Source organism: Okeania sp. SIO2F5 (assembly GCF_010692685.1).
Lineage (GTDB): Bacteria > Cyanobacteriota > Cyanobacteriia > Cyanobacteriales > Microcoleaceae > Okeania > Okeania hirsuta.
On record NZ_JAAHGU010000191.1, the window covers coordinates 1 to 11618 of the forward strand.

Below are 11618 nucleotides of genomic sequence, written 5' to 3' on the forward strand. Positions count from 1 at the left end.
CATGCTTTAACTTTACCATTATATAGCAGAACTTTTGGCGATCTGCATGATTTTTTTTGTTGGTCGCAATTCATCCCAACACCAAACTAGGGTTATGGTGTGGGCCTTCTTGCTCCATTTAGGTAAATCAACTAATAATGTTTAGTTTTAATCTCATCCCAAGACCAATTATATTAACCTATAGTTTACAGTGGATCAACCCAACCGTAAGGGTCAGTCACTTTAGCTGTTTTAATATCTTCTAATTTTTGTAATACTTGAGGAGCATATTTTCGTTCAAAAATAGGAGGTAAAATCATATCTTTGCCTTGATAATTAATAGTAGAAATATGAGCAATTGTAGCAGCAGTTCCCATACCAAATGCTTCAGAAAGATTACCATCTTCATAAGCTTTTGCCACTTCATCAATAGAAATTAATCTTTCCTCGACTTTAACACCCATATCTCTAAATAAAGTTAATACACTATCTCTAGTAATTCCAGCTAATATAGTACCAGTCAACTTAGGAGTAATCACAACATCATTAATGACAAAAGCCACATTCATTGTGCCACATTCTTCAATATATTTTTTTTCCTTCCCATCCAACCATAAAACATTATCATAACCTTGTTGTTTAGCCTCTCTATCTGCTAATAAACTACCACCATAATTACCAGCACATTTAGCCGCACCTGTTCCACCTTCAGCAGCTCGTATATATTTATCTGTAACAATTAACTTAACTGGTTCTGAATAATAAGCACCTACAGGGCAAGAAATAATCATAAATTTATAACTATTTGCTGGTTTAAGACCAACAGATTCATCTGTAGCAAAATAAATAGGTCGAATATATAATACACTACCCAACTGAGTAGGAATCCAGTCAGAATCTAGCCTAATTAATTCCTTTAAACCATCCAGAAAAATATCTTCAGGAATAGGTGGCATACATAATCGAAAAGCTGATGCGTTTATCCGTTGATAATTAGCTTGTGGGCGAAATAGTAAAGGTTTTCCTGTGGGACTTCTATAAGCTTTTAAACCTTCAAAAACGGTCTGGCCATAATGGAGGGCTGACAGAGAAGGAGCCATTGAAATATGGCCATAAGGAACAATTTTTACCTCTTGCCAATTACCATCCCTGTAGTCAGCAACTAACATATGATCGCTAAATACTTTGCCAAAGGGACTATTATTGATATCCTGTTCTTTAATCCGAGAGTGACTAGTTTTTTCTATAGATATTTGAGAGTTATGAGAATTAACTATTTGCATTATTGTCTGACTTTTAGTAAAAATGCTACTTTATATTGTTTATTTATAATATCATGCCCAATTAAATACATATAATCAAAAATAAGTCACTTTTGTAGAAGATGGTAAAAAGCAAAGACCTCAAAAAGTTGTGGGAAAAGTGAAAAGTCTTTACTCCTGACTCCCGACTTAAAAAGGATGGTTGATTAATGCAATTTTATTTAATACATTTTTATTCTTTGTCAGATATATGTAGTACCATTTACCAAAAAAGATTGTGACAAATATCATCATAAATCAAAATCAATTAACAAAGGAGAAAAATGATAGAGAGAGATGGCTTCACCTAATTCCATCACAACTCAGTTTAGAGAAAACTTTAGACTTCTCCTTTTAATAAAATTTGTTCGTATGAAGTATTAAGTATTAGGAAGTTTAGGAAAAATACAATAGTATTAAACAACTCTCAAATAAAGTATTATTAATAATTGGTATAGCATATATTTATCCAAGTTTTTTTTTGCAGACTTTCTATCATCAGTTATCTGATATCAAGTCTTATTAATTAGCCAAGGGTAAAAATGTTGCCTCTCAGCAGAAACCTATATCTTTTACCATCATCACCAAAGATTATTCCATTACCTTTCTGAATAGAAACTGCAAGTATTTTACCTCTCATAATGATGATGAAATTATTGTTGATTGGTCAGATAATTTTAGTATGACTTTGACTGAAAAATGTTCAAGTTTTTGTAAAAAATTATAAACATCTATTTTAGTGGTAATCATTTCTCACAGATGTTTAAGTCTTTGTGATAATTTAGCAGTTGCCAGTTATTGAATAATTAACAATCAAAAGTTACTCCTATGAATAGAGATGGATTTGTGATTATTTTGAGTTAAAAATTTATCAAAAACCAGACCAAACCCACCTCTATTTTAATTGCCTAGCTTAATTATCATGCTTGGCAATAACCCAAATAGCATGAACAATGCCACCAATATAAAAACCAAAAATAGTTAGGAGAAGATTAATCCAAAAAGCACCGCCTAAACCAACAGTCAAAAAAACACCTAAAGGCGGTAAGAATATAGCAGCTAGAATTCGTAGTATAGTCATTTTAGTTACTCTTGTAATTTTTAAACTATTGTTGTCTTAGTTATAGCTTCAACTGTTAGTAGAACCTTTACCGAAAAATTTGGGAGGTTTTGCTAAAGTATATACCTCAGTCTCAGTAGCGATCGCTTCCCGCAAATGTTTAGGTACTTGTAACATCCCCAATAAGGTAGTCCCATCCAACATCCGAAACCCACCAGTAGTTTTTTCTCTCAGAAGTTGATTAACTGTTTCTGGGTCAGGACGACTATTAATCATTTCTCTCGAACCCATTACAAAACCCCAAGGTTGTCCATAAGTAGGAACATAACTACTATAAGATTGGACATAAGGAAAAACTTCTTTCATTGTATTCACAATTCGAGTATGAAGTTTCATTTCTCCTAGGGAAACAGGGCCAGCTTGCACAACAAAAAACCCTCCAGGGGTAAGCACCTGTAGAATCTTTTCAAAGTATTCCTTTGTAAACAACTGAAATGAAGGTCCCTCTTCAATAGGGTCAGAAAGGTCAGAGATAACTACATCCCAAATTTCACCAGAAGTCTCCAAAAATTCTAAAGCATCACCAATGACCAATTTGAGGCGAGGGTCATCAAAAGAATTAGCGTGCATCTCAGGCAAATATTGACGACAAGCTTCAACCACTTCTCCATCAATATCAATCATGGCCACTTTTTCTACTGTTTGCCAACGTAAGACCTCTCGAATAGTTGCTCCTTCACCACCACCAAGAACAAGAACTTTACTAGGAGATCCATGAAAAATCATGGCAGGATGTACCAGGGGTTCATGGTACAAAAATTCGTCTCCTGTAGAAGATTGCCATTTACCATCAAGAACCAGTGCTTTACCATAAATACCTGTATCTATAATGTACATATCCTGATAGGCAGTTTTTTTGTAGGTAAGTACCTCGGTAATGCCATGAACATAAATATCCCAAGGTGTGATATACTCGCTAACCCATAAATCTGCACCAACTTCACTACCTGCCATAAGCTATATTCCTTAATGAGATACTTTGTCTCAATACTCAATATTGGGACAGGATATATTTCTTAGCACAAAATGGTTTTAGATTCCAACTATACTGAATACAAATCTGAAGTTTTACAGGTATTATTGTATTTAAATCATCTAAATTTTATCTCGATAATTAGAGTAATTTTACTCAATCGCTTCAAGAGCAAAAACAACTTTTCCTAATTAAAACTATCTAAATTAATCTGTTAAGTCTTACTTTTGACTATCTTGTCGATCGTCCTCTCTATTCGTTAATTTGATATGAAGAGAAAACCTCCACATCCCTTGACTAGTGACACAGGGTTCCACACTTTTAACTTTTGACTTGAGCGGTTATTAGGTTGCATTACAAGTATAATCTATTGAATAAGTTACTCTTCATAGTGCTATGGAAAAGAATACAACTAACAACTTCCCAAATAGATCTTTCAATGAGTGGAATGCAGAACTGTATGAAAGTAAACATTCTTTTGTTTCTAATTTGGCAATAGATTTATTAGAATTGCTCAGTCCTCAGAGTGGAGAAAAAATTCTTGACCTTGGTTGTGGTACAGGTCATCTGACCTATAAAATCACTACAAAAGGGGCAAAAGTGGTAGGAATTGATAATGCTCCGACCATGATTGAACAAGCACATCATTGTTATCCAGATATTAAATTTTTAGTAGGAGATGGAGTTAATATAGGCTTAAAAGAAACATTTGATGCGGTGTTTTCTAATGCAGTACTTCATTGGATTAAAGAACAGAAAAAAGTTATCCGTAATATTTGGCGCGTCCTGAAACCTGGAGGTCGTTTCGTTAGTGAATTTGGTGGTAAAGGTAATATTAAAACAATTGTTAAAAGTATTTATGAAGCCTTAGATGCTGCTGGTTATAGTAGTAATAAACAACTTAATCCTTGGTATTTTCCTAGTATTGGAGAATATGCTACTCTCTTAGAATCACAAGGGTTTGTGTTGACTTTTGCTACTTTATTAGAAAGAAAAACTAAACTTGAGGATGGAGAAAATGGTTTGCGTAATTGGCTGAAGATGTTTGCAACTTGTTTCTTTGAAGGAATTCCTGAAAAAAAGCAAAGTATTATTATTGATGATATTGAAAATAGATTGCGTCCTCATTTATATAAAAAGGGTAAATGGACGGCTGATTATAAGCGAATTAGGATTATGGCTTTTAAGGAAGGTAATTTAGAATAAATAATGACTAAATTACTGATTATTTAAGTTATTGTTATTTTAGACAATAATTTATATGTGTTACTAATTTATATTTCATTTCACCTATACCATTTCTCAAATATCAATACTTTAATCATGTTCGGTTGAATAGTTATAATTGATAGGCAAAAGGTGACAGGGAGGAGAGGTTTAATGGAACTGCTATACATAGAGACTTATATTGATAACGCTTTCATCCGAACATGATATTACCTGATAACTATTTCCACTATAAAGAAAAAGGAAAAAATAAAGTTAAGGTAGAGGCATGGTAAAAATTAGATTGCCAAAATTTTCTCTATGCATAGTTTTTTAATTTCCTTTCTGTAAGTAGATTTCTCAGTTTTAGCTAATATCAAGTCCGGCAGCATCAGTATTATCAATAGTGGGAGCATCTTGCTCGCAATTAAGGAAGAAGGAAAAAGATTGGAAAGAAAAAAAAGTAGATATTTCCCAAGTTTTTACATAAACAATACCAACAGACATGATGTAAATAAAAAAATTTTTTTTGGGGGAAAAAATAGCCAAAACCCTTTATTTAACTAGTAAAGCAAAATTAATTTTATATTTGATGATTGGATAAGATGATTGGGTAATAGGAGTTGCACATTATGGAATGATATTGCAAAAAATTAGTTTAGAATTTGACTGAAAAAAGCCTAATATTAATCATGATAACAATTCTCAAATCCAAAATCCAATTCAATCAAAAATCTAAAATCATTTATCACTGTTCAATGCCGGGTAATACCTAGGAAAAATGATTTTTAGACTCACTGCTCAAGCACAAAAGTATATTTTTTTGCCCTGCTGCCTACTGCCTACTCCCTACTGCCTACTCCCTCCTGATAAATTTTAAATTAATTGTTAAATTAATTTTGCACAGGTACTTAAGAAGATTTAGCAAAATTTTTGAGATGTGGAATTATCCAGTTAATCTCTAGAAAAATATATCAATAAATTAAGTTGCTATAAATACTCAAAAAAAACGATTATTTTTAACATCTACCTACTTCTATCTTCTATAAAACTTAAAGTAACTTATCAAGTGCTGCTTTGAAAATTTCATAAGAAGAAACACCAACTATATTTTCTATAAGTTCGCCATCTTTAAAAAACATCACTGCTGGAATACTACGAATACTAAATTTATTAGCAGTTTCCTTGTTTTGAGAAATATCAAGTTTTACTACTTTAGCGCAACTTTGATATTCTTCAGCTAACTGGTCAATTAAAGGACTAATTTTTTTACATGGACCACACCATGACGCTGTACAATCTACGACAAAGATTGTTTCAGACGTTAAAAGTGCATCAAATTCAGTGTCATTTATGTAAGTTGCTGTACTCATCAGAATGCCTGATATGATTTATGATCATCTATCATATAGCAATTCTTCACTCTAAGTTATTTTCTGATTATCTCGAGCATCAATCCATTGCTTGGCACGCCTAACTACCTCTTGTCGAGAAGAAGCATAAGGTACTGCCACAACACAACCTAACTTATAGTTGGCCCAAGCCGCATAAGTAGCAGATCCGTCCATTTCACCTTGGTCAATTTCAACCTTCCAACCCTTGTAGTTAAAGGCCAACACAATATGAGGAAAATCAGGTTCAATCATGATTTCTACTGAAGTTAACTATGTATGCTCAATGTTTTTCAAATAAATGTTAAACTACTAAGTTGACCGTTTCAGCTAAAAATGGTAAGGGTACCGTCACACAACCTACATAATCTTTTGTTTACAAACAGCCTCTAATTTTAGTTTTTCAATAATCCCTAGTTAACTATTCTGCTCTTCAATATTTATATCAGCAGCATAAACAGCTTGTACATTATACCAATTTAAAAATATCCGAGAAATTTCTAAAGCCAACTGTGACTTACCTCGGTCAATTAAACATTGCAAAAAAACAGCCATTGTCTTTTCATTTAATCTCCCACCTAATGATAAAACTCCCCATAATAATTTGTGTAGCCAAGTCATTTGAATCATCATTTTAACTTCCCAAGTAGGATGTTTTTGATAAAACAAAACTCCCATTTTTCCCCTTTGAATCTCTCGTTCAATCATTCCCGGTAATTGCTCCAAAGAAAAAGGTGAATGCCAATGATAACCAACAGCATCAGGACACTTAATCAATTTCAAACCCAATTTTTTTAACCTAACTCCTAACTCCAAATCTTCCCAACCATACTGTTCAAAACGAGTATCAAATAACCCCGCTTCAATTAACCAACGACGAGCGATCGCTACATTTCCTGTAGCAAAAAAAGCTGCCGAAAAATCAGTCAACTTATAAGGTTCTGAAGTGGGAAAATCAAAATTACAAGTATTAATAACTCTGCCATAAGTAAATACATTTTTCCCTTCTGCACTAACTAAACTATTTGCGTGTGACTGTAGAAAAGAATCTGTCACCACCAGGTCACTATCAATAAAAATAATAAAATTTCCTTTGGCCTGTTCAACACCAAAATTCCGAGCTGCTGCTGGCCCTTGGTGGGACTGAGAAAATAGTTGGACATGGGGAAATTCTTTGGCCTCTGTTTCTAACCAGGGGACAGTGTCATCCGTTGAGCCATCATCGACAACTATTACTTCATAATCTATAATTGGGCGGTCATAATCCTGATTTTCCAGAGCGCGAAGACACTTTTCTAAAATCGGTTTGCGATTATAAGTGGGAATAACTACACTGAAAAACATTTTGTCTCCTGAGTGGGATAATTGGGTAGTAGCTAATACATTATGGGTTTTAGGTGTGATACTCTGGGTGAAAAAGGGCATTGCTGAATTCAGGTATGATGATTCTACAGGGCGATCGTTAACACCAGAAAAGTCAGAATAATTCAATAGACAAAAAATAGTTTTATACTTGAAAAGTACTCTTCAAACTGTATTTGAAACAATGAAAAATATTTTTCAAAAGATACTTTTTTTGGGGGGTGGTGGTAGTGCTATTAACTCCTTGTATTGCTATCGCTCATCCAGGCCGAACCGATAGCAGTGGATGCCACACAAACCGATCAACAGGAAGATATCACTGTCATGGAGGAACTTCATCAGGAGGATCGGGAAGTTATGGGACTTCTGGAAATTCTGGCAACAGCACAGGGTTAAGAACTTTAGGCGATACTGGAAACGTAGTTATTCTCTGCTCAACTAATCAGCTTTGTAATAGTTTAGGATATTCTTCTTGGGAAACAGGCGATCTTTTAAGAGCTTATCTTTACTATGAAAAAGCATTAAATTTTAAATCTAATGACCTCCAAGCATTCACTAATTTTAATATATTACAGCCTCATGTTTATCGGATAAATGGTTCTTGCTTTGACTACGAGCAATGTATGAAAATTGGTTATAGATCAACACAAAACAAAGACTATCAGACAGCTTTGATAAATTTCAAAAGAGCATTAAACTTCCGCTCTAATGATAGTTATGCAATGAAAGCGATTAAGAATGTTAGTCAGTTGATTATTTCTGTACAATAAGCCATTGCTCCCTAGCATCTCTAGGGATCCCTCATTTTTATCCATATAGTATATTTACAAAATATTTACAAAAAATTAATTTTCAATCTTGATATAAAAGGCAAGACTTAGAAGTAGTGGTTTAGCAACTAAACCCCTAGAATAAAAGTTTATAATTCTTCTGCAATAGTATAGTTGAATATTAGATATTAACTTTAATAACTGGAAAAAGCACTCCACATCCACTCATTTCCAAAAGCTAATTCTATAGCCCACTTTTAATTTCTCCCACAATTTAAGATACACTCTAAAATCTGTACTTAGCCTAACAATAATTTTACAGGCTTAGTCCCATAATAAAAACCCAGTTGTTAATTCTAGAGAAAAATCTATGAGTCGTGCCACTAAAGTTGTATTAGCTTATTCTGGTGGAGTGGATACCTCCGTTTGCATTCCCTACTTAAAAAATGAGTGGGGTGTCAAGGAAGTAATTACTCTCGCTGCAGATCTAGGACAGGGAGATGAGTTAGAAGGAGTCCGCAAAAAAGCATTAGATTCGGGTGCGGTAGAATCTTTGGTTATAGATGTGATCGAACCTTTGATTCAAGAATATGCTTTTCCTGCTATTCAAGCAAATGCTCTATATGAAAATCGCTATCCTTTAGCTACAGCATTAGCTAGACCTTTAATTGCTAAAATATTAGTAGACGCAGCAGAAAAATATGGTGCTGATGCGATCGCCCATGGTTGTACTGGAAAGGGTAATGATCAAGTAAGGTTTGATGTTGCTATTGCTGCACTTAACCCGAAAATCAAGATTCTGGCACCAGCGCGGGAGTGGGGAATGAGTCGGGAGGAGACTATTGCTTATGGAGAAAAGTATGGAATTCCTGCTCCAGTGAAAAAGTCTTCTCCTTATAGTATTGATAAAAATTTATTGGGGATGGCGATCGAAGCAGGGGAGTTGGAAGATCCTTGGGTGGAGGCGCCGGAGGAAGTTTATAATATGACGAAGGCGATCGCTGATACTCCGAATGAACCGGAATATGTTGAAATTGGTTTTGAGGGAGGTATTCCTGTTAGTCTCAATGGTGAAGGAATGGGTGGTATTGAGTTAATTACTCAACTTAATCAGATAGCGGGAGGTCATGGTGTTGGTCGTATTGACATGATTGAAAACCGTCTTGTGGGAATTAAATCACGAGAAATTTATGAATCTCCGGCAATGTGGGTTCTTATTCAAGCGCATCGTGACTTGGAAAGTTTAACTTTGACTGCTGATGTGACTCGTTATAAGCGTGGTATTGAGGAAACTTACAGTCAGTTGGTTTATAACGGTTTGTGGTTTAGTCCGTTGAAGGGTGCGTTGGATGCTTTTATTCAGCAGACTCAGGAAAGGGTGACTGGTGTTGTGCGAGTGAAGTTGTTTAAGGGTAATGCTATGGTTGTCGGTCGTCAGTCTGGCAATTCTTTATATAGTTTTGATTTGGCGACTTATGGTGCTGAGGATGAGTTTGACCATAAAGCGGCGGAAGGGTTTATTTATGTTTGGGGTTTGCCTACTCGTGTTTGGTCTGAGAAACTTAGAGGTTAATAAATTGGGGATTTTTTAATTAGTTGTTCCTGTAGGGATGAAATATTAGTCTCTACAGGAAGTAGCTAATTAATATAGGTTTTTTGTCTCTTAAACAAATTTTTTTGAGGCAAATAACTACATACAGTTTAGAGCTGATTTATAAAGTAAATCTTAAGGCGCTGAATTACTTACTATAACTAGCTTACAGAATTTTTGTCAATTAAATTTTTAATTGCTAAAAGCTAGGTAATATAAGACTTTTGGCGAAGTTTACAAATCAGCTCTTAGAAAAAGCTTGATATTAAAAAATTACACAAAAAATTAAATAAAAATACTATAAATAGCCAAGTTATTCTAATAATTATATCCTGAGTCAATGATTTATTCAGTTGTTCAATTATATTAATATAATTTTTATCTCCTCGCGTTATCAGAAACTTTGGGTAATCCTCAAAATCAGCAATGCTTCGGTCTATAGAACGTTCAATACTTTTTCCTAAGAATAATCCTATCATAAAAACAGCTACAAAAAGGATGGAAATTGTTTGAAGATTGCTAATTGATAAAGTATCACTTATTCCTATAACTGGATATAGATAATGAGAATAAGCATTAATGAGTATCAACATTAAAATAGGTATACTATAATAAATAATCCTACTTAAATCTCTTCCTGAATTTCTTAAAAATTTTTGAACAGGTTTATATTCAGGAGCATCTTTCAAACCGTCATGCCAATTGCTAACTATGTTGAGTAGTTCTGTAGCGATTATATCATTTACAAAATCAACTTTACAAACACCATTTGCTTGAGCTTCAATTATTTCTAGCATATTGTCACTTGTCAACATTAGTTGAAGTATATCTTTTGGTGGAATTGCAATTCCTATTCTTAACTTCAGCGAATGTCTTTGAGGATTTTGATATTGTGGTAGCTTGAGAAAAACATCCCAAGTTATACTTAGTGAATGAACAACTTCATTGATAGTATCCCAGTTTTCTCTTTCAAATTCAGACCAGTTATAATAATCTTTAATTTTTCCATTGGATAGGATAAAATTAATGGATGTACTGTTTGCAATTATGTCATGGTTTTGGAGTTTATCTACTACTCTCTCATTAATGCTTCTAATATCTCCTAATTCTAAAACTTTTCCTTTTCCAAGTAAACGAAGTTCAGTATCAGGTTTTGCATTCATAAGGTAATACCATGCTTTAAACTCATCAAGATTGACAAGTGGTTGGGAAGCATTAGGTTGAGTAGGCATATTTGAAAGCTCAAAATTTTCGGAGTTTTTCATACATTTATAGGGAATGAATATTAAATATTACAAATGTAGAGTATCGCATTTTTCAATTTTGGGGCATAGGGTTGAAGTACGGTTAACACAACTTATCTGTAGGATAAACCCAAAATAAACTGATATTCGTCAACTGATAACTGATTAGAGAATTACCTGAAAATTAACAGAATGAAATGCTAAAACTTTTTCCATTTACTGAAATTGATACATTCGGAAATAATCTTCTGATGTAGAACTCAATACCCGATAGAAATCTAATAAAAAATTTGTATCAAATACAAAAGTTGCTTTTTCCCATAATTCTGCAAAATAAGCTTCAGACAGGGGAAGTCTCCAAGAGAATAAAATTTTCATTCTTTTAGTTATCTTAGCCTAATAATTATATAATATAATAGTTAGGAAAAAAAGGAAATGAAACCAAGCACCTTAATTATCAAATAAAATAATGATAATATCAGAAAGTAAAACAATCGTAGCTAATCCACCTATAGCAGAAAAAGACGAAATCGAAATATTTTACCCTACTGAAGACGGAGAACCTTTGGCTGAAACCTACGACCATTTGTATGCTATTCTGACATCCCTAGAAGTAATTAAACAATATTTAAAAGGTCAGCAAGCAACTGTATTAAGCGACCAATTTTTGTTTTATTCTCA

General features: G+C 33.7%; 13 protein-coding genes and 1 pseudogene. 5 read left to right on the top strand and 9 right to left on the bottom strand.

Going from position 1 to position 11618, the window contains the following annotated elements:
- Positions 1-185: 185 nt before the first annotated feature.
- The 3 genes from F6K27_RS30450 to speE form a co-directional block, all read right to left on the bottom strand.
- The gene (locus tag F6K27_RS30450; protein WP_287277078.1) at positions 186-1262 is read right to left on the bottom strand and encodes a branched-chain amino acid aminotransferase; all 1077 of its coding nucleotides are present in this window, start codon (positions 1260-1262) and stop codon (positions 186-188) included.
- Between the two features lie 931 nt (positions 1263-2193).
- Complete coding sequence (locus tag F6K27_RS30455) at positions 2194-2361, bottom strand: YqaE/Pmp3 family membrane protein (protein ID WP_124146069.1); 168 nt, start codon at positions 2359-2361, stop codon at positions 2194-2196.
- A 48-nt stretch (positions 2362-2409) separates the two neighbouring features.
- On the bottom strand, positions 2410-3354 hold the full coding sequence (gene speE / locus F6K27_RS30460) for a polyamine aminopropyltransferase (protein ID WP_287277076.1): 945 nt from the start codon (positions 3352-3354) through the stop codon (positions 2410-2412).
- Between the two features lie 415 nt (positions 3355-3769).
- Between speE and F6K27_RS30465 the strand changes: the two genes are divergently transcribed.
- The gene (locus F6K27_RS30465) at positions 3770-4579 is read left to right on the top strand and encodes a trans-aconitate 2-methyltransferase (protein ID WP_287277074.1); all 810 of its coding nucleotides are present in this window, start codon (positions 3770-3772) and stop codon (positions 4577-4579) included.
- 366 nt (positions 4580-4945) lie between these two features.
- On the opposite strand, the gene F6K27_RS30470 is transcribed toward F6K27_RS30465, so the two are convergent.
- From F6K27_RS30470 to F6K27_RS30485, 4 genes are all read right to left on the bottom strand, one after another.
- Positions 4946-5086, bottom strand: a complete 141-nt coding sequence (locus F6K27_RS30470) for a hypothetical protein (RefSeq protein ID WP_287277073.1) — start codon at positions 5084-5086, stop codon at positions 4946-4948.
- A 545-nt stretch (positions 5087-5631) separates the two neighbouring features.
- The gene (locus F6K27_RS30475; RefSeq protein ID WP_287277072.1) at positions 5632-5952 is read right to left on the bottom strand and encodes a co-chaperone YbbN; all 321 of its coding nucleotides are present in this window, start codon (positions 5950-5952) and stop codon (positions 5632-5634) included.
- A gap of 51 nt (positions 5953-6003) precedes the next feature.
- Positions 6004-6225 carry a hypothetical protein gene (locus F6K27_RS30480; RefSeq protein WP_287277071.1) on the bottom strand — a complete coding sequence of 74 codons (222 nt, stop codon included), beginning with the start codon at positions 6223-6225 and terminating at the stop codon, positions 6004-6006.
- Between the two features lie 162 nt (positions 6226-6387).
- The gene (locus tag F6K27_RS30485; RefSeq protein ID WP_287277070.1) at positions 6388-7314 is read right to left on the bottom strand and encodes a glycosyltransferase family 2 protein; all 927 of its coding nucleotides are present in this window, start codon (positions 7312-7314) and stop codon (positions 6388-6390) included.
- Between the two features lies 1 nt (position 7315).
- Here F6K27_RS30485 and F6K27_RS30490 point away from each other — a divergent pair, with 1 nt between their 5' ends.
- The 3 genes from F6K27_RS30490 to F6K27_RS30500 all read left to right on the top strand — a co-directional run bounded on the left by F6K27_RS30490 (position 7316) and on the right by F6K27_RS30500 (position 9675).
- A complete protein-coding gene (locus F6K27_RS30490) occupies positions 7316-7456 on the top strand; it encodes a hypothetical protein (protein ID WP_287277068.1) in 141 nt (46 codons plus the stop codon).
- A 106-nt stretch (positions 7457-7562) separates the two neighbouring features.
- Positions 7563-8102: a YHYH domain-containing protein gene (locus F6K27_RS30495; RefSeq protein WP_287277067.1), complete on the top strand. Its 540-nt coding sequence runs from the start codon at positions 7563-7565 to the stop codon at positions 8100-8102.
- A 370-nt stretch (positions 8103-8472) separates the two neighbouring features.
- A complete protein-coding gene (locus F6K27_RS30500) occupies positions 8473-9675 on the top strand; it encodes an argininosuccinate synthase (RefSeq protein ID WP_287277065.1) in 1203 nt (400 codons plus the stop codon).
- Between the two features lie 266 nt (positions 9676-9941).
- On the opposite strand, the gene F6K27_RS30505 is transcribed toward F6K27_RS30500, so the two are convergent.
- The gene (locus tag F6K27_RS30505; RefSeq protein ID WP_287277064.1) at positions 9942-10958 is read right to left on the bottom strand and encodes a hypothetical protein; all 1017 of its coding nucleotides are present in this window, start codon (positions 10956-10958) and stop codon (positions 9942-9944) included.
- Between the two features lie 195 nt (positions 10959-11153).
- A complete protein-coding gene (locus tag F6K27_RS30510) occupies positions 11154-11315 on the bottom strand; it encodes a hypothetical protein (protein ID WP_287277062.1) in 162 nt (53 codons plus the stop codon).
- 91 nt (positions 11316-11406) lie between these two features.
- Between F6K27_RS30510 and F6K27_RS30515 the strand changes: the two are divergent.
- Positions 11407-11618, top strand: a pseudogene (locus F6K27_RS30515) (hypothetical protein); the annotation flags it as partial.

Bases quoted from the DNA above. Each gene is read 5' to 3' on its own strand.
- F6K27_RS30450 (WP_287277078.1), bottom strand. From the start codon at position 1,262: ATGCAAATAGTTAATTCTCATAACTCTCAAATATCTATAGAAAAAACT.
- F6K27_RS30455 (WP_124146069.1), bottom strand. From the start codon at position 2,361: ATGACTATACTACGAATTCTAGCTGCTATATTCTTACCGCCTTTAGGT.
- speE (WP_287277076.1), bottom strand. From the start codon at position 3,354: ATGGCAGGTAGTGAAGTTGGTGCAGATTTATGGGTTAGCGAGTATATC.
- F6K27_RS30465 (WP_287277074.1), top strand. From the start codon at position 3,770: ATGGAAAAGAATACAACTAACAACTTCCCAAATAGATCTTTCAATGAG.
- F6K27_RS30470 (WP_287277073.1), bottom strand. From the start codon at position 5,086: ATGTCTGTTGGTATTGTTTATGTAAAAACTTGGGAAATATCTACTTTT.
- F6K27_RS30475 (WP_287277072.1), bottom strand. From the start codon at position 5,952: ATGAGTACAGCAACTTACATAAATGACACTGAATTTGATGCACTTTTA.
- F6K27_RS30480 (WP_287277071.1), bottom strand. From the start codon at position 6,225: ATGATTGAACCTGATTTTCCTCATATTGTGTTGGCCTTTAACTACAAG.
- F6K27_RS30485 (WP_287277070.1), bottom strand. From the start codon at position 7,314: ATGTTTTTCAGTGTAGTTATTCCCACTTATAATCGCAAACCGATTTTA.
- F6K27_RS30500 (WP_287277065.1), top strand. From the start codon at position 8,473: ATGAGTCGTGCCACTAAAGTTGTATTAGCTTATTCTGGTGGAGTGGAT.
- F6K27_RS30505 (WP_287277064.1), bottom strand. From the start codon at position 10,958: ATGAAAAACTCCGAAAATTTTGAGCTTTCAAATATGCCTACTCAACCT.
- F6K27_RS30510 (WP_287277062.1), bottom strand. From the start codon at position 11,315: ATGAAAATTTTATTCTCTTGGAGACTTCCCCTGTCTGAAGCTTATTTT.